We start from the raw sequence: 20,952 nt of genomic DNA on the forward strand, positions 1-20,952 counted from the left end.
CCGGGGGTCAGGCCCGCGGCGCGGGGCCGGTGCTGGAACGCACCCGCAGCGTGGTCGACAGACGGACGTGGTCCGACGCGGCTTCACCACGGAGCATCGTCAGCAGCATCTCGACCGCACGGGACCCGAGTTCGGCCAGCGGTTGCGAAACGGTGGTGAGCGGCGGGGTGGTGATCGACGCCTGGGGGACGTCGTCGAACCCGACGACGGACAGGTCCTCCGGCACCCGCAGGCCGAGCTCCGCCGCGGCTCGCAGCACACCGACGGCCGACGAGTCGTTCGCGGCGAACACCGCGGTCGGTCGCTCGTCCATCGTGAGCAGGTCCCGCGCGACAGCCGCGGACTGCTCCTCTTGGTAGTCGCCGTCGCGGACGAGCCGCTCGTCGATCGTGAGTCCGGCGGCGGTCAGCGCGGAGCGGTACCCGGCCTCGCGCAGCTGGGCGGACGCCAGGTCGACGCGCCCCCGCAGGTGCGCGATCCGGGTGTGCCCGAGCGCGAGCAGGTGCTCGACGGCCTGGACCGCCCCGCCCTCGTTGTCGGCGTCGACCGTCGCGTGGCCCTCGGGCCCGGTGTGCGGGTCGATCGCGACGACCGGGATCGACGAGCTCGACAGGGCCGTGGTCGGGGTGACGACGATGGCGCCGTCGATGAGGGTGCCGGACAGGCGTGACAGTGACCGGCGTTCCCAGCCCGGACGGTCGGCGCCGGTCATCAGGCCGGCGTAGGCGAGCAGCTCGTAGCCGGTGCCGGTCGTCGCACTCGAGATGCCGCGCAGGAGCTCCGTCGAGAACGGCTCGAACTCGGGCACCAGGATCCCCACGACCCCGGTGCGGGAGCTCCGCAGGCTGCGGGCGACCAAGGACGTCTCGTAGCCGAGGTCCGCGACGACCTGCTGCACGCGGATCATCGTGGCCGCGGCGACGCCGTCGCGCTGGTTGATGACCTTCGACACGGTGGGGATCGAGACCCCCGCGACCCGTGCGACGTCGCCGATCGTCACCCGGCCGGCACCGGGACGCGCGCCGAGTGCCGAGTCCATGTGCTCACCGTACCGCTGATGGCGTGTCGAAACGGCGTAGAAAACGTTATCGATATCGATTGACAAGCGGCAGGAGCACCTGGCACGCTCTCCGCAGCGGCAGTGGATGTCGCTGCATGTCAACGACGACACGAGGAGTTCCACGATGACGAGGAAGATCCGTGCCGCGGCAGCCATCGCGCTGATCGGGGCGACAGCACTGGTGGCCACGGGCTGCTCGGCAGGCGGCAACGCGGCCGACGACGGCAACGGGAAGGTCACGATGACCTTCTGGCACAACTCCACCACCGGACCCGGCAAGGCCTACTGGGCCTCGACGGTCAAGGCGTTCGAGGCGAAGTACCCGAACGTCACCATCAAGACGCAGGCCATCCAGAACGAGGACCTGGACGGCAAGCTGCAGACCGCGCTCAACTCGGGCGACGGGCCGGACGTCTTCCTGCAGCGCGGCGGCGGCAAGATGGACGCGATGATCGCCGCCGGGCAGCTCATGGACATCTCCGGCTCCATCAGCGCCGACGCGAAGAAGTCGATCAGCGCCGGGACGTTCGCGGGCTACGAGAAGGACGGCAAGACCTACGCCATGCCCGGTGCCGTGCTCCCCGAGGGCATCTGGTACTCGAAGGACCTGTTCCAGAAAGCCGGCATCGACCGTACCCCGACGACGATGGACGAGCTGAACGACGACATCGCGAAGCTCAAGGCCGCCGACATCGACCCCGTCGCCGTCGGTGCGAAGGACGCCTGGCCCGCCGCCCACTGGTACTACAACTTCGCGCTGCGCGAGTGCAGCCAGAAGACGCTCGAGGGCGCGGCGAAGTCGCTGAAGTTCGACAACGCGTGCTGGACGAAGGCCGGCGAGCAGCTCGAGGACTTCACCGCGACGAAGCCGTTCAACGACGGGTTCCTGACGACCGCTGCCCAGCAGGGTGCCGGCAGCTCCGCCGGTCTGCTGGCCAACCACAAGGCCGCCATGGAGCTCATGGGGGCGTGGGACCCGGGCGTGATCAGCTCGCTCACCCCGGACGGCAAGCCGCTGGCCGACCTCGGCTGGTTCCCGTTCCCGACCATCGACGGTGGCAAGGGTGACCCGAAGTCGATGATGGGCGGCGTCGACGGCAACTCCTGCTCGGCGAAGGCCCCGAAGAAGGCCTGCACGGACTTCCTCAACTTCATCGTGCAGAAGGACAACCAAGAGGCCTACTACACGGCGTTCCAGGCCATCCCGGTCAACCAGGAGGCCCAGACGGTCGTCGACGCGGACTACCTGAAGTCGGCGCTCGCCGCCTACCAGGACGCGCCGTTCGTCTCGCAGTACCTGGACACCCTGTACGGCCAGAACGTCGGCAACGCGCTGAACACCAGCGTCGTCGACCTGCTCGCCGGCAAGGGCAGCGCGAAGGACATCGTGGACACCACCAACCAGGCTGCGGCCAAGGGCTGACCATGACCCTCGACACCTCGCTCGGCACGACCCCGGCCACCGGGTCGGACACGGCCGCGGGGACGTCCCCGGCGGGGAGCGGTACGCCGCTCCCCGCCGGACGGCGGTCCACGCGCCGCATCGCGGACTGGCGGAAGCGCGTCGAGATCGCGGTGCTCGCCGGCCCCGCGGTCATCGTCTTCGTCACCTTCGTGATCCTGCCCGTGGTGCTCGCCGCCTACTACGGGTTCTTCAAGTGGCAGGGCTACGGCCCGCCCACCGACTTCGTGGGGCTGCAGAACTACCTGATCATCTTCCAGGACAAGGCGTTCCACGCGGTCCTGATGCACAACGGCTTCATCGTCGTGCTGTCCCTCGTGCTGCAGGGGCCGATCGCCATCGTGCTCGCGCTCCTGCTCAACCAGAAGATGCACGGCCGCGGGCTCGTCCGCGTGCTCGTGTTCGTCCCGTACGTCATCTCCGAGGTGATCGTCGGCACCGGCTGGAGCCTGATGCTCCAGTCGAACGGCGCGGTGAACGACCTGCTCCAGGGCATGGGGCTCGGCGGGCTGCGGGCCGACTGGCTGTCCAACCCGGACATCGCCATCTGGACCCTGCTCGTGATCATCTCGTGGAAGTACATCGGCTTCGCGGTGATCCTGTTCCTGGCCGGCCTGCAGAGCATCCCCGAGGAGCTGTTCGAGGCCGCGGCCATCGACGGCGCCGGTTACTGGCAGATCCAGCGGCGGATCACCCTGCCGCTGCTCGGCCCCACCATCCGGATCTGGGCGTTCCTGTCGATCATCGGCTCACTGCAGCTGTTCGACCTCGTCTACATCATCTGGGGGCAGTACATCTCGTCGACCGCCGGCACCTCGACGATGGCGACGTACATGGTCGCCAACGGTCGCACGTCCGGCAACTTCGGTTTCGGCAGCGCCGTCGCTGTGGTCATGTTCGTGATCTCGCTCGCCGTCGCTCTGATCTACCAGCGCTTCGTGCTCCGCCGCGACACCGCGGGTGCACTCACCGAGAGGAAGAACTGATGGCCACCACGAGCATCGTCGCCCCCGGGCGGCGGGCCACGCGGGAGCGGCGGTCCAGCGCGGCCATCGGTCGCGCGAACCCGCTCACCTACCTGGTGGCGATCCTGTTCGTCGCCGCGAACCTCGCCCCGGTGCTGTACATCGTGCTGGGCGGCTTCCGGACGAACTCGCAGATCACCACGAGCCCGGCCGGGCTGCCAGCGCCGTTCGAACTCGGCAACTACGGATCCGTGCTGTCCAGCGGGATCTTCTGGCAGCAGCTCGCGAACTCGACGATCAGCGCCGTGACCACCACCGCGGGCGTCGTCGTGCTCGGACTGATGGTGAGCTTCGTGCTCGCCCGCTACCGGTTCGCCGGCCGCGGTGCGCTGTACGCGCTGTTCGCCGCCGGTCTGATGTTCCCGATCACCGTCGCCATCACGCCGCTGTACCTGCTCGTGAAGGACCTCGGGCTGACGAACAGCCTGGCCGGCGTGATCCTGCCGCAGATCGCCTTCGCGCTGCCGACCACGGTCATCATCCTGGTGCCGTTCCTGCGGGCGATCCCGGACGAGCTCGAAGAGGCAGCGTCGATCGACGGCGCCAGCCGCCTCGGGTTCTTCTTCCGCATGGTCGTGCCGCTGTCGCTGCCGGGCGTCGTCACGGTCGGCATCCTGGCGTTCATCGCCAGCTGGAACAGCTACATCCTGCCGCTGTTCATCCTGAACAACGAGGGCAGCTACACACTGCCGCTCGGCGTGCAGGCGTTCTCGTCGCAGTACTCGGTCGACACGGCCAAGGTGCTGGCGTTCACGTCGATGTCGATGATCCCGGCACTGGTGTTCTTCACCATCTTCCAGCGCCGCATCGTCGGCGGCCTGACCGGGGCGGTGAAGGGGTGACGACGACGGACGCGACCCGGGACACCGGACGCCAGCCGCGCCTCCAGGACGACAACGACGCACCCGACGCACACGACGCACCCGACGCGACCGGACCCGACCGCGCCACCGCCCTGCTCGCGGCCATGACGCTCGACGAGAAGGCGGCGCAGCTCGTCGGCTACTGGCTCGACCAGACCGGCGTCGTCGCGCCCATGCAGGGTGAGATGGCGGCGGCCGCCGACGGCCGCACCCTGGCGGACATCACCCGCGACGGCATCGGCCAGTTCACCCGCGTCTACGGCACCCGACCGGTCGAACCCGACGACCGCGCGGCGTGGCTGTGGGCGGAACAGCGGCGACTCAAGCGCGAGACCCGGCTCGGGATCCCCGCGCTCGTGCACGAGGAGTGCCTGACCGGGCTCGCCGCGTGGAAGGCCGCGACGTTCCCCACCCCGCTGGCGTGGGGTGCGGCCTTCGACCCGGACCTGGTCGAGCAGGTCGGCGCCGCCATCGGCGCGTCGATGCGGCAGCTCGGCGTGCACCAGGGCCTGGCGCCGGTCCTCGACGTGATCCGCGACCCGCGATGGGGGCGGGTCGACGAGTGCATCGGCGAGGACCCGTACCTGGTCGGCACGGTGGGGACCGCCTACGTGCGCGGCCTGCAGTCGGCCGGCGTCGACGCGACCCTCAAGCACTTCCTCGGGTACTCGGCCTCGCAGGCGGGGCGGAACCACGCGCCCGTGCACGCCGGGCCGCGCGAGGTCGCCGACGTGTACCTGCCGCCGTTCGTGATGGCCCTGCGCGACGGGGGCGCCCGGAGCGTCATGAACTCGTACGCCGAGATCGACGGCGTGCCCGTCGCGGCGAACGGCGAACTGCTGACCGGCCTGCTCCGTGACGAGCTCGGCTTCGACGGCACCGTCGTCGCCGACTACTTCTCGGTCGCGTTCCTCGAGGTCATGCACGGCATCGCCGCCGATCGTGGCGAAGCCGCGGCGCTCGCGCTCGAGGCGGGCATCGACGTCGAGCTGCCCACCGGGGACGCGTACCTCGCGCCGCTCGTCGAGCGGGTGCGTGCCGGTCTGCTCGACGAGCGCCTGGTCGACCGGGCGGTCCTGCGGGTGCTGCGGCAGAAGGAGCGACTGGGGCTGCTCGACCAGCAGGCGTTCGAGGACGAACCGCCGACCGGCATCGACCTGGACACCCCGCTGCACAGGTCGTTGGCGAAGCAGTTGGCGGCGCGGTCGCTGGTGCTGCTGTCGAACGACGAGGTGGTCGCTGGCGCTGGCGCTGGCGCTGGTGCTGGCTTGCCGGCGGCCGCGCCCGTGCTCCCGCTGCGCGTCGGGGCGTCCGTGGCCGTCATCGGCCCGAACGCCGACCGTGCCGAGGCCCTGCAGGGCTGCTACTCGTTCGCCAACCACGTGCTCGCGTCGCACCCCGACCTGCCGCTCGGTTTCGCCATCCCGACCGTGCGCGAGGCGATGGTCGACGCCCTCGGCGACGACGCCGTGCGCTTCGCCGCGGGCTGCGCCGTCACCGGGTCCGACCGTGCCGGGTTCGCGGACGCCGTCGCCGTGGCCGCCGCGTCCGACGTCGCGGTCGTCGTCGTCGGCGACCAGGCCGGCCTGTTCGGCCGCGGCACGGTCGGCGAGGGGAACGACACCGAGTCGCTCGACCTGCCGGGCGTGCAACGCTCGCTCGTCGAGGCGGTCGTCGCCACCGGCACGCCGACCGTGATGGTGCTGCTCACAGGGCGGCCGTACGCCATCGGGTGGGCGCTCGACGGCGGCGGCGACGGCGTCGTCGCCGCCGGCCCGGCCGGCGCGGGACGTCCGGCCGCCGTCGTGCAGGCCTTCTTCCCCGGCGAGGAGGGCGGCACCGCCATCGCCGACCTGCTCACCGGCGCCGCATCGCCGTCCGGTCGCCTGCCCGTCTCGCTGCCCCGTGCCGCCGGCGCCCAGCCGTACACGTACCTGCACCCGCGGCTCGGGGGGCCCTCGGACGTCACCGCCGCCGACTCGACGCCGGTCCGCCCGTTCGGCTTCGGCCTCGGCTACACGACGTTCACGTACGACGACCTGGTCGTCGACGCGTCCGTCCGCTCCGACGCCGTGTTCGAGGCATCCGTGACCGTCCGCAACACGGGCGCACACGCGGGCGAGGACGTCGTCCAGCTCTACGGCCACGACGTGCACGGCAGCGTCACCCGACCCGAGGTCCAGCTGCTCGGCTACGCGCGCGTCGCGCTCGCCGCGGGGGAGTCCACCCGGGTCCGCTTCTGCGTCCCCGTCCAGCGGTTCGCGTTCACCGACCGTCGCATGCGCCGGGTCGTCGAACCCGGTGCCGTGCAGGTCTGGGTCGCGTCCCACGCGGCGGCGTCACGACCGGGAGGCCCGGTGCCGGCAGGCGGGATCGTCGCGTCCGGCGACGGGCCGGTCCGACACCCCGTCCCCGGCTCCGCGACGGAGCGCGCCACGGTCGACGTGACGGGGCCGGTGCACGAGGTGACGCTGGACGACCCGCGGGTCGTCGAGTGGACGGTGGCCTGAACCGGGGCTGCGCCGACGGGGCGGGCCGTGCGGACGGATCAGGACGCACGGCCCGCCCCGGCAGCGCTACCGCGAACCCTGCTGCAGGGTCTCGGGCAGTGGCGGCAGGGGGCGATCGCTGTCGGCGACCCGGGTCAGCCGTGCTGCCAGTGGTCGGAAGAGCGCCGACAGCAGCACCTTGTCCGCCACACCCCGGGCGGCGAGCCCGAGCCGGGTCTGCGGGTACGCGAAGTGCACGATGCCCTTCGGGATGCCCTGGATCTTGTCGACCAGGGGGCGCATCCACGTGTCGAAGGCGTCGAGCGCGCGGTCGAGGTCCTCGTCCGCCGTGACCGATGCCGCCAGCACGTACCCGCTCGTCAGGGCGAGCGAAGCGCCACCGCCACCCATCGGTGTCACGCACCAGGCCGCATCGCCGATCACGCACACGCGGCCGCGGTGCCAGCGCGGCATCCGGATCTGGGTCAGCTCGTCCAGGTAGACGTCGTCCGAGCCGTCGAACCCGTCGAGCACGCGCTCGGTCTGCCAGCCGGCGTCGGCGTAGCGGGTCCGCAGTGTCGCCAGGGCCTCCGACCGCGAGCGGCCGACCAGGTCGTCGCCGCCGGCGTAGGCCAGGATCGCCCGCGTCGTGCCGTACGGGTCCGGGCGCAGGTGGACCTGACGCCCGCCGACAGCGTTGTACCAGCGCCAGCGGTCGTCGTCGGACGGCGTGCGCGGGATCGTCCCGAAGACCATGGTCACCCCGAGGTCCCGCTCGTCGACCTCGCCCTCCGCGGCGAAGAGCCGGTCGCGGGTCCGGGAGCGGACGCCCTCGGCGATGACCACGAGGTCGGCGTCGAGCACCCGTCCGGCGTCGGTGGTCACGGTCGCCCGGCGTCCGCCGGCCTGGTCGTCGACGTCCTGGATCGTCTCGCCGTAGACGATGCTGACGCCGTCGGGCAGGTCGTCGAGGATCACCCGGGCGAAGTCGCCGCGCAGGACCTCGAGTTCTGCGGTGGCACCGTCCGGGCCGTCGGAGGGCAGCTCGGACCGGACCTTGCCGTCACGATCGACGATCACCGTCCCGGTCTCGGTCGTGTTGCGTGCGCGGACGGCGTCGACCAGGCCCATGCGCTCGAGCACCTCGCGAGCGACCCCGCGGACGTCGACGTTCTGCCCGCCGTCGCGGAAGGACGGCGCACGTTCGATCACCGTCACCTGCCACCCGACGTGGCGCAACCACCAGGCGGCGGACAGGCCTGCGATGCTGGCTCCGGAGATCACTGCGTGCTGTGAGGTCATGCTTTACAGTAAAGCAACTGCACAGTAAAGGAACCTGGATGCCCGACATCGACCCCCTCACCACGGTGTGGTCCGACGACGAGGTGGCCGTCATGCACGCGCTGCGCGACTGGGCCGTCACCTTCGACGAACTCCAGCGCCACCTGTCGTCGTGGATCGGTCTGCCCGGTTCCGACGCGAACGCCCTCGGGCAGATCGTGTGGGCGGACCAGGCCGGCGAGCCACTCTCCCCGGCGAAGTTGGCCCGGCGGATCGGCATGACGTCGGGCGCCACGTCGGTACTGCTCGACCGCCTCGAAGGGGCCGGGCACGTCACCCGGCACCGCGAGAGCGCCGACCGACGGCGGGTCACCCTGCGGCCGACCGAGTCCGCGCGAGCCGAGAGCGGGCGGTTCCTCGCGTTCTCCGGTGCCGAGATCGCCGCCACGGTGCGGGACACCGATCCTGAGGAGACGCGGGTCGTCCTGGCGTTCCTGCGACGCATGACCGACGCCGCCGCGTCGGCGAACGGTCGCCTGCAGGCACGCTGAGGGAACCGACGGGCGGCGTCGCCGCGCTCAGTGCTCCTTGACGAGCGCCTCGACGTTGTTGCCGTCGGGGTCGCTCACGAACGCCGTGTAGGCGCGGTACTCGGGCCAGTACCGAGGCTCGTGGCGCGAGAGCCCGCCGGACGCGACGGCCGCCCGGTGGAACGCATCGACCTCGGTGCGGCTCGCCGCCTCGAACGCCAGGTGCAGACCACGGGTCACCGTCGTCGTCGTGGGTGCGGTCTCGAGCGAGACGCTCGGGGTGTCCCGGCCGGTGGTCCAGTACTCCGCGATGGACTCGGTGCGGTAGCCCGCCTCGACTCCCAGCGGCGCGAGTGCCGCCGTGTAGAAGGCCTCGCTCGCGGCGAAGTCGCTGGCGAAGACCCCGAGGTGGTGGATGAGGCGACGGCTCGGCACGGCTCGAACCTAGCCGCCCGGTCGAGCCGTTCGCACGTGCCAGACTGGCCACGTGACGACGGGGACCGACGACCTGCCGGAGCGGCGCCCCACCGGCGGCCGCCTGCCGACGATGCGCGACGTCGCCGAGCACGTCGGGATGTCCCGGCAGCTCGTCTCGCTCGTGCTCCGCGGTGCGCCCGGACCCAGCGCGGAGTCCCGCGACCGGATCCTCGCGGCGGCGGCCGAGCTCGGCTACCGCCCGCACACCTCGGCCCGGCTGCTCCGCGAGGGCCGCACGCGGCTCATCGGCGCGGTCTTCAGCATGCGCAACCCGTTCCAGGTCCGGTTCGTCGAACGGCTCTTCGCCCGTGCCGCCGAGCAGGGCTTCGGCGTCGCCCTCGGTCCCGCCGGTGCCGAGCGCTCCACGGACCAGGTGGTGGCCGACCTGCTCGGCGAACGGGTCGAGGCCCTCGTCGTGTTCAACCCCGACCCCGGCGCGACCGCGCTCGAGGAGGCGAGCCGCCTCGTCCCGGTCGTGCTCCTCGGCGAGTGGACGGACGCCCCGTACGCCGACAACGTGCACGTGGACGAGGTCGGTGGGCTCCGCGCGGCGGTCGACCACCTGGTCGACCTGGGCCACCAACTCATCGCGTACGTCGGTGGCGAGGACGGACTCGTCGGCCTCGATCGCGCGACCGCCTACCGCGACGCGATGCAGGGCGCCGGACTCGCAGCCGAGACCGACGTCGTCCCCAGCGGCTTCAGCGAAGAGGATGGCGCCGCGGCTGCTCGCATGCTCGTCGCCCGCGACGACCTGCCCACCGCCGTGGTCTGTTGCGGTGACCAGTGCGCCACCGGCCTGCTCGCCGTCTTCGCGCAGCACGGGGTCGACGTGCCGGGGCGGGTGTCGGTGGTCGGCTTCGACGACAGTTACCTCGCGTCGCTCAGCTACCACCGCCTGACGTCGGTGCACCAGGACGTCGAGGCGACGGTCGATGCGGCGCTCGCTGCGGTCCTCGACCGCACCTCGGGAAACGGTGGGGAGCGACGTCGGGTCGCGACACCGACCGGCCTCGTGGTGCGCGAGTCGACGGGGTCCGTCGCGCGCTGACGCGGAACGACATCGTGGTCGTCGCACGACGTCGACCATGTCGTTCCTCATCGATCACAGGTCGATTTGGCTCGTGCTAACCTCGCCACCATGATCCCGAGCGCCCTGCCTGAGCCCGACGTCTTCACCGCCGACTCCGGCGAGCCCGCCCTGCGTTGGGGCATCGTCGGTCCCGGCTGGATCGCCGGTGAGTTCGCCGACGCGCTCGGTGCCCACACCGCCCAACGCGTCGTCGCGGTGGCCTCACGTTCGCTCGACCGGGCCGAACGGTTCGCCGCGGAGCGGGGGATCGAGACGGCGCTCGGCAGCGTCGACGCACTGCTGGCGCGATCCGATGTCGACGTCGTGTACATCGCGACGCCGCAGAGCGACCACGCGCCGACTGCCCTCGCCGCGATCGCCGCCGGCAAGCACGTCCTGGTCGAGAAGCCCTTCACGGTGACCGCTGCCGAAGCGCGTGCGGTCGCCGATGCCGCCCGCGCAGCCGGCGTGTTCGCCATGGAGGCGATGTGGAGCCGCTACCTGCCGCAGGCCTCGGTGCTCCGGACCCTGCTGGCGGACGGAGCGCTCGGCGAGGTGCGCAGCGTGCTCGCCGACCACGGCCAGGCGATCGCGTTCGGCCCGGACCACCGGCTGTTCCGTCCGGAGCTCGGCGGGGGAGCGCTGCTCGACCTCGGCATCTACGCCGTGCAGTTCGCCTCGATGGTGCTGGGGTCCCCGGACCGCGTTACTGCACGGGGCTGGATGACCGAGTCCGGCGTCGACGCCTCCGGCTCGCTCGTCCTCGAACACGGCGCCGCCCAGGCCGTCCTGCACACGACCATCGCCGCGCGGACGCCCACGACCGCGTCGATCGCCGGCACCGAGGGCACGATCGACTTCGCCGGACCGTTCTACAACCCGACGACCTTCACGATCTCGGCAGCAGCGCACGGTTCGCCCGTCCTGCACTGGCAGGACCCGACACCGCTGCGGGGCTTCGCTGCCCTGGCCTGGGAGGCCACCGCCCTGGCACGCTTCGTCGGCGAGGGGCGGACGGAGTCCCCGCTGCACACCCTCGACGAGACGATCTCGATCCTCGAGACCGTCGACACCGCCCGCGCGCAGATCGCCGCGGGCTGAGCAGGAGACGACGATGTCCGACCTCATCACCACCCTCGAACAGCAGGAGCGCGACTTCGTGCTCGATGGCTTCACCCACGACGACGCCTGGGAGCTGGGCTCCCTGATCCGCGGCATCGCCCACGAGGCCGGCCACGCCGTCGGCATCGACATCCGGCGTCCTGGCCTCGGGCTGTTCCGCGCGGCGACCCCGGGCATCACCCCGGACCAGCACGTCTGGATCGACCGCAAGGCCGCGGTCGTGCTCCGGATGGAGCAGTCGAGTGCCCTCGTCGACGCTCGGTTGTCCGCCGCCGGGGTCGATCCGGCCGCGATCGGGTGGCTCGGCGCCGATTACGCCGTGACCGGAGGGTCGTTCCCGATCCGGGTTCGCGGCGCCGGGGTGGTCGCGGCCGCGACGGCCTCCGGCCTGTCCTCGATGGAGGACCACGACCTGGTCGTCGCTGGCCTGCGCGCGTTCATCGCCTCGCGTTCCTGACGCGACCGGGTGCGGACGGGAGGCCCGGTGCCAGCTGGCACCGCGCCTCCCGTCCGTCACCCGGTCACGTTCGCGGGCGTGAGGTTCCACGACTTGCCGCTCACGTTCCCCGGGGTTCCGTGGACGGCCCCTGGGCGCCCCGAGATGCGAGGATTTCGGAACCTGGGGGGCGCCCAGCGGACGCCCGCTCAGGCGGGCAGGGGGACGAAGTCGAACTCCTGGAACGATGCGACCTCGTCCGCCCAGCGGGTGGCGACGAAGCGCTGGTGCGCGGGGTGTGCGTCGTACGCCGAGTAGGTGTCCTGGTCGGCGAACGCCATCGAGAACTGGAACCGGAAGTCGCTCTGTGTGGACACCTGGCGGGACACCGTGAAGTCCTGCACGCCGGGGATCGCCGGCAGGGTGTCGCGGGCGGTCTCGAGGAACGCTGCCTCGTGCGGGGAGCCGGCGGCGTGGACGAGCGTGAAGCAGACGGTGTGGACGATCATGCGGGGTCTCCGGTGGGGTAGTCGACGAAGGCGAAGGCGGACCCGTCGGGAGCCCACCCGTTGACGTTGAGGGTGCCCTGCCCGCCGTCGAGCTCGACGATGGTCTCGGCTGCCTGCCAGACCTCGGGTCCCCAGGCGCTGACGGATCCGTCACCGGTGACGAGGCGCAACCGCACGCGCTCGTCGGCCGGGTGCCCCTCGGTGCCGGGCGGGAACGACAGGTAGACGGCGGCGTCGTCGGTCGGGGCGGGGTGCGGGAACCAGTTGACGTGCTCGTCGACCGTGAGCTGCTCGATCCCGGTGCCGTCCGGCCGTACCCGGGCGATCTGCGCGTGCCCCGGTGCGGACTCGAACTGCTCGGTGTTGAACAGGATCCACGCGCCGTCCGGCGTCCACTCCGGGCCGTCGGCCGCGGAGGGGTCCGTCGTCACGGCGCGGTCCGAGCTGCCGTCGACGCCCATCACCCGGATCGTGCCCGAGGACCAGACGGCGTTACCGGACGGGTCGAGCCGGACGTAGGCGAGCTCGGAGCCGTCGGGGCTGACGCCGTGCAGGAAGTGCAGACCGCCGTCGTCCGCGGTGACCCGGGTCGCTGCGCCGCCGGTGAGCGGGGCGCTCCAGATGTGGAAGTCGTTCGCGCTGACGTGCACGGTGACGCCGTCGGGATCGAGCACGTGGTCGTTGTTCAGGGGCGGGACGCCCTCGATCGCGACGTGCTCCGGAGCTGCGGCGCCGTCGGCCGGCATCGTCCAGAGGACCCCGTCGCCGTTCAGCACGAGACGGCCGTCGGCGGTCCAGTTCGGCGCTTCGTAGAGCCGCTCGGCGGACTCGTGCACGGTCGTCACGCTGCGGTCGGCTCGGTGCCAGATCCGGATCCGGCAGGTCTGGCCCGGTGCGAGCACGCGACCCGGGGCTTCATCGTCGAGGGGCATGGCACACCTTCCGCAGTGAATGTTGGCTCGTGACAACCCTAGCCGATGTGGATCGTGATCCACCCCCCGCGTTGGGGATGATGACATGTCCTCGCTTCCAATAAGGTGAGGGGGATCGTACCTAGACGAAAGCTCACGTTGCCGCACTCCCCGCGCCCTTCCCGCCTGCCCTTCATCGCCGCCACCACCTCGGTCGTCGTCATCGCCGGAGCATTGCTCGCCGCGATCCCGAACACCGCAACCGCTGTGGAAGCACCGATCGCGACGCCGACCGCCACGGCGACCGCGACGGACGTGCCGGCCCCGACCTCCGAGCCGACCGCCTCGACCCCGGTTCCCGTCACGCCGTCCGCGCCCGCGGTGCCGACGGCATCCCCGAAACCCACGGCTACTCCGAAGCCCACGGCGACTCCGAAGCCCAGCGCGACTCCGAAGCCCACGCCGTCGACGATCTCGGTCACCTACGCCGGGGACTCGCTGACCGCGATGGACGGCTCGTGGATGCGGCAGATGAACGACAAGTCGCTCACGAACATCGGCGGCACGGCCATCGGCGGTGCCACGACGCCGCGGATCCTGACCCGGTCGTCGGCGAAGGACGCTGACGTCCTGGTCGTGATGGCCGGCACGAACGACCTCCGGTACGCCTACAGCAGCAAGAGCATCCAGCAGAACATCGGCAAGATCGTGACGAAGATCGGCGCCCGGCACGTCGTCATCGCCGCGATCGCTCCGTCCAACATCACGAAGTACGGCAAGAAGCGCATCGACCGTCGCAAGCAGGGCGAGATCCTCAACCGTGACCTGCAGAACTACGCACTCACCCACGGCTACCTGTTCGTCGACCCGTGGGCGGCGGACCGGCAGCTCAACGGTGGATGGCCGTCGAGTCGTACGTACGACGGCGTCCACCCCACGGTCGCGATGTCGAAGAAGGTCGCGGTCCGCATGCAGCAGGCCATCCACATCGCCGTGGAGGGTGCGAAGGGCTAGCCTGATCGGACGGCGCACGTCCGACCATCACACCGGAGTCATGGCAACGCAGAACTGAGCCAGCGCACCCGCGCAGGCAATCGCATCGCGAGCGACCCGCTCGCGATCCTTCTGCACGCCCGCGACGGCTCTGCGTCGCGATGACTCCTGGGATCCTTCGTGTTCTTCGCCTCTGCCCGACTCCGGGCTGCACGCTCAGCACTCTCCGAACACCGCTTCGTCACGTTCGCGGTGCTCATCGACACTGTCGGCGCCGGCCTGACGCTGCCGCTGACGATCGTCTACTTCACCCTCACCACCGACCTACCGCTCACGGTCATCGGTCTGCTGTCGACGGCGGCGTCCCTCGTCGCGCTACCGATCGGTCTGCTGGGCGGGGTGGTCACTGACCGCCTCGGCGCGAAGGTGTCGATGATCGTCAACAACCTGATGTCCGCCGCGGGCTTCGCGGTCTACCTGATCGCACACGACCCGGTCTTGGTGTTCGTCGCGATCTTCCTCGCCAACGCATCCGAGCGCCTGTACTGGACGTCGTGGACTGCCTACGTCCACGACCTCGCGGACGGGCGACCGTTCGAACGGTGGTTCGCGTTCCTCGAAGCAATCAAGGCGGCAGCCCTCGGCTCAGGGGCGATCCTCGCGGCGGTCACGCTCGCGCAGGGGCAGGACGGACTCCGCTGGCTCATCCTCGCGAACGTGGTCACGAGTGTCGCGGCGGCGGTCGTCTTCGCCACGCAACGAACCGGCGAACGGGCACGTCACCCGCAGCCGCCACGCGGTGCGGACGAGTCGTCCGGCACGATCCGGGAGTTCTTCGCGGACCGCTCGATGCGGCTCATCACCCTCGGGCAGTTCCTCATCGGCCCGGCGATGGTCCTCCCGAACGTCGCCCTCAGTGTGTTGTTCGTCCAGCAGTGGCACATGCCGCCGGCGGTGGCACCCGTGCAGTTCGCCATCGCCACCGCGCTCTGTGCCGTCTTCCAGACCTCGGTCACGCGGTGGGTCGTCGGGTTCCGGCGCGGGACGTTGGTCGCGGTCGGCGCCCTGCTCACTGCGCTGACCGCGCTTCCGCTCATCGTCCTCCCGCCGCTGGACGGTGCAGCGGCCTGGTCCTACGTCGCCGTCGTTGGGGTGCTGCTCGCAGCGGCGGACATGATCGCGTTGCCGGCCGCCAACGCCGTCATGGCCGAGGCTCCGCATCCGCGCGTGCGGGGTCGCGCGATCGGCGTGTTCCAGACCGCGAGCTCGATCGGGATGGCGCTCTTCCCGCTCGGTCTCGGACTGCTCGACACCGATGTGCCGTGGCTGCTCTGGGTGATCACGGTGCTGGTGTTCGTGGGGGCGGCGTGGAGCTGGCGCGCGGCCGTGAGCGGCCTGCCTGCCCGGGTGCAGATCGCCTCACCGGGTGACGCAGACAGCTGAGGGCCCGGGAGAACTTGTACCGAGCTGTTGACACAGAGGCGCTCCGGCTTGTACCTTCTGGACAGTACATTGGAGGGGTCATGGAGTACGTCGTGGGATTCGCAGGAGTGCTGGTCGCAGCACTCGCAGTTGGTGGGTTGGCCGGATGGCTCCGGCTCCGCCGGTCCGTGTCGAGTGAACGAGGCGCAGCGGTGGTGGTGGCGCAGCGGGCACTCCTGGTCCGGGTGGTCCTGAGCCTCGTCGTCGGCTTGGCCGTGTTCGTCGTCTGTGCGGTCGCGGGGACGAACGCGCGAGCGCTGCAGGGCGTGTCGTTCTTCGTGGGGCCCAGCGCCGGCGCAGGCGTCGCACTCCTCGTCTTCGCCGCGATCCCCGCCGTCGCGATCGACGGCGCGACGGCGCATCGCTCCGCGTCGTTGCAGGTGCGGTCCGCACGGAGTGCCCTGCTTCCGCGGCAGTGGCGGCGTCTCTGGTGGGCGGTCGGATGTGCCGTCGGCATCGTCCTGGTCGCGGGGCTCGGATCGGCTCCCGCGCCGGACGGGCGGTGGCTGTGCACGAGCGTGTTCCCGATGCAGTGCCCGGCCGGCGACGGGCCGTACCTCTTCCCCGGCTGGTACTTCGGCCTTCCGGCGCTCCTCGGCATCGCGCTGCTCTCGGCTGGGGTGTGGGCGTCGCTCTGGCGGATCGCGGTGACCCCGGCGGCGGCGTGGCCGGATCTCGATGCAGCGGACGGAGCGCTGCGCCAGCGTGCGGGGCAGGTCGTCGCACTGGTCGGGACTGCCGCTGCACTCCTGACCGCGGCGGTCTTTCTCTCGGCGGCCGGTCTGCCGTTGATGAACGCGCTGCACCTCGACTCCGGTCTGGCCGGAGGGGCCGCAACGGTGGTGGCGCGACTCGGGATGGTCGTGGTCCTGGCTGGAGTCGTCGTCGCGTTCGCGGGCATCGTCACTGCCGTCGCGGCGGTCGTCCGAGCCGTGACGGCAGCCCGCCTGATCGCGACGGGGGCGGTCGCCGCGTGATCACCCTCAGCGCCGATGACCCGACGCCACCGTTCGAGCAGGTCCGCAAGCAGCTGGCCGACGCGATCCGGTCCGGTGAGCTCACGGCCCACGAGCGGCTCCCGTCGATCAGACAGCTCGCCGGCGATCTCCGCGTCGCCCCGGGGACGGTCGCGCGGGCCTACCAGCAGCTCGAGGCAGACGGCTTGATCGCCACCGGCCGCGGCCGCGGGACCACGGTCCGTGAGACGCAGGCAGTGTCCGATGCAGTCGTCGCGAGTGTCGCGCAGATGGTCGAATCGGTGCGGGGCGACGTCGGACTCGACGCGCTCCTGGCGACCGTCGCGTCGATGTGGGAAGGACGTCGGCGCTGACGGTGCCGACACGGTGCGCCGTGCCTTCAGACTGAGCCCTCGCCCGGGTCAGCTGACCTGCGCCACGCGCCGACGTGCCCGCAGCGCGACGACGGCGGCGAGTGCCCCACCGACCACGGCGCCGATGGTGTTCGTGATCCAGTCGCTCGTGTCGCACGCCCGACCGATCACGGGGACGACCGCCTGGACGATCTCGATGAGGACGGAGAACGCGCTGGCGCCGACGGCCGCGAGGACCGGGCGCCGCCACCGCACCCCGGCCAGGAACGCGACCGGCACGAACAACAGCACGTTGGCCGTCGACTCGACCGCGGTCGGCACCAGGTACGGCAGTCCGACGTTGCAGGTGACGTCGGACCGGGGAGCGCCGTCGGGGGACAGGGTGAGCGCGAGCGTCACGACCACGGCGAGGCCGAACAGCACGGCGGTGAGCCGCGGCAGGCGCGCCAGCCAGACGCCCACGACGGGCGCGACGACGATGACCGCGATCAGCACGCCGAACGCGAGCCACGGTACTTCGATGAGCAGGGTCGAGAGCATGGATCTCCGGACGGGAGGCCCGGTGCCGGCTGGCACCGGGCATCCCGTCCCTCAGGGGTGTCGGATCAGAGCGCGGCGCGACGACGGCGCACTGCGCGTGCGCCGATCAGGCCGGCGCCGACCAGGACGAGGCCGACCGCCCACGGCAGGGCGCCGGTGGCGTCCGAACCGGTGTAGGCGAGCTGCCCCGTGGTCGGGGTCGTCCCCCCGACGGTGACCGTCGGTTCGGTCGACACCGTCGGCACGGTGGGGTGCACGTCGACCGGGAACGAGGTGCTCTGCAGCCCCTCGCCGCCGACGGTCAGGGTGTGCGTCGAGGCGTGCGGGAAGGTGACGCCGACAGCGCTCTCGGCGTCGAACTCGGTGTACGGCGCGATCACGTCACTGGCGACGTCCGAGGTGACGATCGGCGTCCAGACGGGGTCGCCGTCCGCGTCGGCGGGGTCGATCGGGTTCCCGAAGCGGTCGACCAGGTTGCCGGAGACGACGAGTGTTCCGCCCTGCGCGACGGTCGGACGTCCACCGTCCACGACGTCGAGACCCCCGAAGGAGCCGTCCTCGTCGATCGTGAGCTTCACGGTCAGGACGGTGCCGTCTGTGCCGATGATCCACATCGTCTTCTTCGGCGCGTCGATCGACTCCGCGTCGAGGGTGAAGACCTGGACGCCGTACGCGGCGGCCGGGTCGACGGTCAGCTCGACGTACTGCGTGACCGACTCGGTACCGCTCGTGGCCGTGATCGCGAACTGGTACCAGGACGCCGTCTTGGCGGTGCCGCTCAGCTCACCGGTGGCGGCGTCGAAGGTGATGCCGTCGGGCAGCTGGATGTCCGGACCGAACTCCTCGTCCGTGTCGTCCGGTTGGAACCCGAACCCGATCGTCCAGCCGGAGTCACCGGAGCCGCCGGAGGTGCCCGCGGAGAGCGCCGCTGCCTGTGACTTCGTCATGGCGACGTCGCCGTCGTCGTCGCCGTCGTACCAGGCGAGCGCGTACGTCGGGGCGGGGGAGCCCTGCGCTCGGAAGGTGTACGAGAACGGGTCGCCAGCGGTCGTCTCGAGGGCGAGCGGGTCCCCGGCGTCTGCCCCTTCGGCGATCGGCGTGTCCGCGGCGTCGACGAACACCGGGTCCTGCGTGACGGGGGCCGAGGTCGCCGTCACGGTCGCCGTCGATCCGTCGGGCAGGGCACCGGTGACCTGGACCGACACCCGTTCCCCGGCCTGCGCCGCATCGATCGTGTACGAGCCGCTCGTCGCCAGCACCGTGGCGGAACCGGCCTGGGTCCAGACGTACCGGAACGCCCCGTCCTCGTCGAAGCCGACGGGGACGGCGGTGAGCACGGCGCCGACCTCCGTGTCGCCGGTGATGGTGACGGCTGGGTCGACGGCCTGCTGCGCGGTCGGCGCCGAGGTCGGTGACGGCGTGGCGGTCGGCACTGCGGCGGAGGGATCGGCGGTGGCTGTTGGGTCCGGTTCGGACGCCGTGGGCGTCGAGGCGTCACTCGACGGCTCGGTGGTCGTCGGCGCGGCATCGGGTGACGGCGTCGCGGACGTCGGGGCGGACGGCTCCGCAGCGGCCGGCTCGGATGGACCCGCCGTCGGTGAAGCGGCCTGCGCCGGGGCGTCGGCCGCCGCGGGAGCGGACGTCGCGGTCGACGCCGCCGGGTCGGTCGCCGGCTCGGCGTGGGCGGCCGTCGCGGTCACGAGGCCGAGGCCCGTGGTCAGCGCGACGAGGGCTGCGGTGGTGCCGACGGCGCAGGCGCGTCGGACGGTGGAGGCGCTGTGGCGCACGGGTCCCCCTGGATCGTGTCCGGTCGGGTGCCGGATCGTGTGGATCAGCCGAGAAAGCTCAGGCGTCCTCGGATCGTAGGGCCTGGGACCGCTTCAGACCGACGTGGTGTCCGGATCGTGACCATGACTGGGGGCGGCGGTCGTCGCGCGGAACCCCCGGTCGAGGAACGCGATGATCCACTCGAAGCTCGCGTCGACGTCGGTGCGCATCTGGAACCCACCGGACGTCTCGATCGTCGCGAAGCCGTGCAGGACACTGCGCAGCAGGCGGAGCGCGTGCACCTCGTCGGCGGGGTCGAGCCCGTAGCCGCGCAGCGCCGCTGCGAACGAGGCGAGGGTGCGCTCCAGGGCGACGGCCAACGGGTCGTCCGGCCCGGTGGGACGGATCCCGACCGTCGCCTCGTACCGACCGGGGTGGCGCTGCACGTACCGGCGGACGGTCTGCGCGGCCGCCTCGACGGCATCGCGCCCGGCGAGCCCCTGCATCGCGTCGCGCAGGTCGTCGCCGAGTTCGTTCGCGGCGAGGATCGCGATCCGGCGGGTCAGGTCGGTGAGTCCGTCGACGTGCTTGTACAGCGACGGCGACTTCACGCCGAGCCGTTCGGCGACGACGCTCATGCTCAGCCGTGCGAGTCCGATCTCGTCGGCCAGCCCCGCCGCGGCGGTCGTGACGGCGGCGGGGTCGAGTCCTGCCCTAGCCACGGTGGCCACCGACCGGCGCGAGCGTGCGGCCGAGGAAGGGGAGCACGAGCGCGAGGACCTCGGTCGGGGCCTCGGTGTGCGGGTAGTGGCCGGCACCGTCGATGACGGCCAGCTCCCCGAGCCCGTCGGGCAGATCGGCCAGGATCCGCTCGCCCTCGGCCCGCGGGACGGCCCAGTCGGGGTCGGCGCTGCCCTCGATCACCAGGACGGGGCACCGCACGTCCGCCAGCCGTGCACCGGCGTCGGCGGGCGAGGTCTTGGTCATCGCGCGCAGCACCGCCATCCGCTCCGGCTGCCGCAGCGTCGACTCGATGCGGCCCAGTTCCTCGGTCCAGTCGGTCGGCTTCGTCGGCACGGCGAGGTCCAGGTAGGCCAGCCAGCCGGTCAGGCTCCCCGTCGTCATCACCTTGGCGAGCTGGAAGGTGCCGGCGCGGTGGCGGCGGTTCCGGAGCAGGCCGCCGAGGTCGAACGACTGCTTCCGTGTGAACGGCGCCAGCTCGACGATGCCGGTGACGACGTCGGGGGCATCGGCGGCGGCGATGGTGGCCGCCCCGCCGCTGATCGACTGCCCGACGATGACCGCGGGGCCGCCGAGGTGCCGGACGACGGCGACCAGGTCGCGAGCGATGTCGGCGCGCTGGTACGACGCCCATCCCGTGCTCGAGTCGCCGCACCCGCGGATGTCGACGTTCGCCACCCGGTAGCCGGCGGCGACGAGCTCGGGGACCAGGAACCGGTACGCGTGCCGGCTGTCGCCCATGCCGTGTGCGAGGACGACGAGCGGTCCGTCGCCGCTGACGTCGTACGCGATGGTGCCTTCGTCGGTGCGCAGGTGTTCGAGCATGACTGCCTCCATGGCTAAGTGTGTTAGCTAAAAGCTA

Annotated in this window: 22 protein-coding genes; 12 read left to right on the forward strand and 10 right to left on the reverse strand. The window is 71.5% G+C overall.

Annotated features, from left to right (window positions below):
• Positions 1 to 7: 7 nt before the first annotated feature.
• Positions 8 to 1,039 (reverse strand): LacI family DNA-binding transcriptional regulator, encoded by a 1,032-nt coding sequence (locus tag HQQ88_RS17725; protein ID WP_123672942.1) that lies wholly within the window; start codon positions 1,037 to 1,039, stop codon positions 8 to 10.
• A gap of 145 nt (positions 1,040 to 1,184) precedes the next feature.
• On the opposite strand from HQQ88_RS17725, the gene HQQ88_RS17730 reads away from it, so the two are divergent.
• The 4 genes from HQQ88_RS17730 to HQQ88_RS17745 all read left to right on the forward strand — a co-directional run bounded on the left by HQQ88_RS17730 (position 1,185) and on the right by HQQ88_RS17745 (position 6,920).
• Entirely contained in the window at positions 1,185 to 2,483 is a 1,299-nt protein-coding gene (locus tag HQQ88_RS17730) for an extracellular solute-binding protein (RefSeq protein ID WP_173170653.1), read from the forward strand.
• 2 nt (positions 2,484 to 2,485) lie between these two features.
• A complete protein-coding gene (locus HQQ88_RS17735; RefSeq protein WP_111084878.1) occupies positions 2,486 to 3,508 on the forward strand; it encodes a carbohydrate ABC transporter permease in 1,023 nt (340 codons plus the stop codon).
• Positions 3,508 to 4,389 carry a carbohydrate ABC transporter permease gene (locus HQQ88_RS17740; RefSeq protein ID WP_123313217.1) on the forward strand — a complete coding sequence of 294 codons (882 nt, stop codon included), beginning with the start codon at positions 3,508 to 3,510 and terminating at the stop codon, positions 4,387 to 4,389. The genes HQQ88_RS17735 and HQQ88_RS17740 overlap by 1 nt, the downstream gene beginning before the upstream one ends.
• A 125-nt stretch (positions 4,390 to 4,514) precedes the next feature.
• On the forward strand, positions 4,515 to 6,920 hold the full coding sequence (locus HQQ88_RS17745; protein ID WP_173170785.1) for a glycoside hydrolase family 3 N-terminal domain-containing protein: 2,406 nt from the start codon (positions 4,515 to 4,517) through the stop codon (positions 6,918 to 6,920).
• A gap of 66 nt (positions 6,921 to 6,986) precedes the next feature.
• Here HQQ88_RS17745 and HQQ88_RS17750 read toward each other — a convergent pair whose 3' ends face one another.
• Positions 6,987 to 8,201 (reverse strand): FAD-dependent monooxygenase, encoded by a 1,215-nt coding sequence (locus tag HQQ88_RS17750; protein ID WP_123340593.1) that lies wholly within the window; start codon positions 8,199 to 8,201, stop codon positions 6,987 to 6,989.
• Positions 8,202 to 8,239: 38 nt separating this feature from the next.
• Here HQQ88_RS17750 and HQQ88_RS17755 point away from each other — a divergent pair, with 38 nt between their 5' ends.
• Positions 8,240 to 8,731 (forward strand): MarR family transcriptional regulator, encoded by a 492-nt coding sequence (locus HQQ88_RS17755; RefSeq protein WP_173170655.1) that lies wholly within the window; start codon positions 8,240 to 8,242, stop codon positions 8,729 to 8,731.
• A 27-nt stretch (positions 8,732 to 8,758) separates the two neighbouring features.
• Here HQQ88_RS17755 and HQQ88_RS17760 read toward each other — a convergent pair whose 3' ends face one another.
• A complete protein-coding gene (locus HQQ88_RS17760; protein WP_173170657.1) occupies positions 8,759 to 9,145 on the reverse strand; it encodes a VOC family protein in 387 nt (128 codons plus the stop codon).
• A gap of 52 nt (positions 9,146 to 9,197) precedes the next feature.
• Between HQQ88_RS17760 and HQQ88_RS17765 the strand changes: the two genes are divergently transcribed.
• The 3 genes from HQQ88_RS17765 (at position 9,198) to HQQ88_RS17775 (ending at position 11,838) form a co-directional block, all read left to right on the forward strand.
• Positions 9,198 to 10,238 (forward strand): LacI family DNA-binding transcriptional regulator, encoded by a 1,041-nt coding sequence (locus tag HQQ88_RS17765; protein ID WP_216835061.1) that lies wholly within the window; start codon positions 9,198 to 9,200, stop codon positions 10,236 to 10,238.
• A gap of 90 nt (positions 10,239 to 10,328) precedes the next feature.
• A complete protein-coding gene (locus HQQ88_RS17770; RefSeq protein WP_173170659.1) occupies positions 10,329 to 11,360 on the forward strand; it encodes a Gfo/Idh/MocA family protein in 1,032 nt (343 codons plus the stop codon).
• A gap of 13 nt (positions 11,361 to 11,373) precedes the next feature.
• A complete protein-coding gene (locus HQQ88_RS17775; protein ID WP_173170661.1) occupies positions 11,374 to 11,838 on the forward strand; it encodes a heme-degrading domain-containing protein in 465 nt (154 codons plus the stop codon).
• Between the two features lie 188 nt (positions 11,839 to 12,026).
• Here the strand turns inward: HQQ88_RS17775 and HQQ88_RS17780 are convergent, their stop codons facing one another.
• The 3 genes from HQQ88_RS17780 to HQQ88_RS20280 are packed head-to-tail and all read right to left on the reverse strand — an operon-like array spanning position 12,027 to position 13,719.
• Positions 12,027 to 12,326 carry a Dabb family protein gene (locus HQQ88_RS17780; protein WP_123294686.1) on the reverse strand — a complete coding sequence of 100 codons (300 nt, stop codon included), beginning with the start codon at positions 12,324 to 12,326 and terminating at the stop codon, positions 12,027 to 12,029.
• The gene (locus HQQ88_RS17785) at positions 12,323 to 13,258 is read right to left on the reverse strand and encodes a hypothetical protein (protein ID WP_173170663.1); all 936 of its coding nucleotides are present in this window, start codon (positions 13,256 to 13,258) and stop codon (positions 12,323 to 12,325) included. The genes HQQ88_RS17780 and HQQ88_RS17785 overlap by 4 nt, the downstream gene beginning before the upstream one ends.
• A 38-nt stretch (positions 13,259 to 13,296) precedes the next feature.
• Positions 13,297 to 13,719: a hypothetical protein gene (locus HQQ88_RS20280; protein ID WP_131922274.1), complete on the reverse strand. Its 423-nt coding sequence runs from the start codon at positions 13,717 to 13,719 to the stop codon at positions 13,297 to 13,299.
• Between HQQ88_RS20280 and HQQ88_RS19985 the strand changes: the two genes are divergently transcribed.
• The 4 genes from HQQ88_RS19985 to HQQ88_RS19735 all read left to right on the forward strand — a co-directional run bounded on the left by HQQ88_RS19985 (position 13,619) and on the right by HQQ88_RS19735 (position 17,042).
• A complete protein-coding gene (locus HQQ88_RS19985; protein ID WP_308222012.1) occupies positions 13,619 to 14,251 on the forward strand; it encodes an SGNH/GDSL hydrolase family protein in 633 nt (210 codons plus the stop codon). The two genes, HQQ88_RS20280 and HQQ88_RS19985, sit on opposite strands and share 101 nt — an antisense overlap.
• 159 nt (positions 14,252 to 14,410) lie before the next feature.
• Entirely contained in the window at positions 14,411 to 15,673 is a 1,263-nt protein-coding gene (locus tag HQQ88_RS17800) for an MFS transporter (RefSeq protein WP_173170665.1), read from the forward strand.
• Positions 15,674 to 15,765: 92 nt separating this feature from the next.
• On the forward strand, positions 15,766 to 16,689 hold the full coding sequence (locus HQQ88_RS19730) for a hypothetical protein (protein ID WP_254067234.1): 924 nt from the start codon (positions 15,766 to 15,768) through the stop codon (positions 16,687 to 16,689).
• The gene (locus tag HQQ88_RS19735) at positions 16,686 to 17,042 is read left to right on the forward strand and encodes a GntR family transcriptional regulator (protein ID WP_243649836.1); all 357 of its coding nucleotides are present in this window, start codon (positions 16,686 to 16,688) and stop codon (positions 17,040 to 17,042) included. Before HQQ88_RS19730 ends, HQQ88_RS19735 begins: the two co-directional genes overlap by 4 nt.
• Positions 17,043 to 17,090: 48 nt before the next feature.
• On the opposite strand, the gene HQQ88_RS17810 is transcribed toward HQQ88_RS19735, so the two are convergent.
• The 4 genes from HQQ88_RS17810 to HQQ88_RS17825 all read right to left on the reverse strand — a co-directional run bounded on the left by HQQ88_RS17810 (position 17,091) and on the right by HQQ88_RS17825 (position 20,915).
• Positions 17,091 to 17,582, reverse strand: coding sequence for a VanZ family protein (locus tag HQQ88_RS17810; protein ID WP_173170667.1), 492 nt, complete (start codon positions 17,580 to 17,582; stop codon positions 17,091 to 17,093).
• 65 nt (positions 17,583 to 17,647) lie between these two features.
• The gene (locus HQQ88_RS20285; RefSeq protein ID WP_173170669.1) at positions 17,648 to 19,369 is read right to left on the reverse strand and encodes a putative Ig domain-containing protein; all 1,722 of its coding nucleotides are present in this window, start codon (positions 19,367 to 19,369) and stop codon (positions 17,648 to 17,650) included.
• Between the two features lie 93 nt (positions 19,370 to 19,462).
• Positions 19,463 to 20,071 carry a TetR/AcrR family transcriptional regulator gene (locus HQQ88_RS17820; RefSeq protein ID WP_173170671.1) on the reverse strand — a complete coding sequence of 203 codons (609 nt, stop codon included), beginning with the start codon at positions 20,069 to 20,071 and terminating at the stop codon, positions 19,463 to 19,465.
• Positions 20,064 to 20,915, reverse strand: coding sequence for an alpha/beta fold hydrolase (locus HQQ88_RS17825; RefSeq protein WP_173170673.1), 852 nt, complete (start codon positions 20,913 to 20,915; stop codon positions 20,064 to 20,066). Before HQQ88_RS17825 ends, HQQ88_RS17820 begins: the two co-directional genes overlap by 8 nt.
• Between the last annotated feature and the right edge of the window lie 37 nt (positions 20,916 to 20,952).

Origin of the sequence: Curtobacterium sp. VKM Ac-2861, assembly GCF_013204965.1 — a bacterium.
GTDB lineage: Bacteria > Actinomycetota > Actinomycetes > Actinomycetales > Microbacteriaceae > Curtobacterium.

Bases quoted from the DNA above. Each gene is read 5' to 3' on its own strand.
- HQQ88_RS17750 (WP_123340593.1), bottom strand. From the start codon at position 8,201: ATGACCTCACAGCACGCAGTGATCTCCGGAGCCAGCATCGCAGGCCTG.
- HQQ88_RS17745 (WP_173170785.1), top strand. From the start codon at position 4,515: ATGACGCTCGACGAGAAGGCGGCGCAGCTCGTCGGCTACTGGCTCGAC.
- HQQ88_RS17780 (WP_123294686.1), bottom strand. From the start codon at position 12,326: ATGATCGTCCACACCGTCTGCTTCACGCTCGTCCACGCCGCCGGCTCC.
- HQQ88_RS17770 (WP_173170659.1), top strand. From the start codon at position 10,329: ATGATCCCGAGCGCCCTGCCTGAGCCCGACGTCTTCACCGCCGACTCC.
- HQQ88_RS17825 (WP_173170673.1), bottom strand. From the start codon at position 20,915: ATGCTCGAACACCTGCGCACCGACGAAGGCACCATCGCGTACGACGTC.
- HQQ88_RS17735 (WP_111084878.1), top strand. From the start codon at position 2,486: ATGACCCTCGACACCTCGCTCGGCACGACCCCGGCCACCGGGTCGGAC.
- HQQ88_RS17810 (WP_173170667.1), bottom strand. From the start codon at position 17,582: ATGCTCTCGACCCTGCTCATCGAAGTACCGTGGCTCGCGTTCGGCGTG.
- HQQ88_RS17725 (WP_123672942.1), bottom strand. From the start codon at position 1,039: ATGGACTCGGCACTCGGCGCGCGTCCCGGTGCCGGCCGGGTGACGATC.
- HQQ88_RS17785 (WP_173170663.1), bottom strand. From the start codon at position 13,258: ATGCCCCTCGACGATGAAGCCCCGGGTCGCGTGCTCGCACCGGGCCAG.
- HQQ88_RS17740 (WP_123313217.1), top strand. From the start codon at position 3,508: ATGGCCACCACGAGCATCGTCGCCCCCGGGCGGCGGGCCACGCGGGAG.
- HQQ88_RS17730 (WP_173170653.1), top strand. From the start codon at position 1,185: ATGACGAGGAAGATCCGTGCCGCGGCAGCCATCGCGCTGATCGGGGCG.
- HQQ88_RS17775 (WP_173170661.1), top strand. From the start codon at position 11,374: ATGTCCGACCTCATCACCACCCTCGAACAGCAGGAGCGCGACTTCGTG.
- HQQ88_RS17755 (WP_173170655.1), top strand. From the start codon at position 8,240: ATGCCCGACATCGACCCCCTCACCACGGTGTGGTCCGACGACGAGGTG.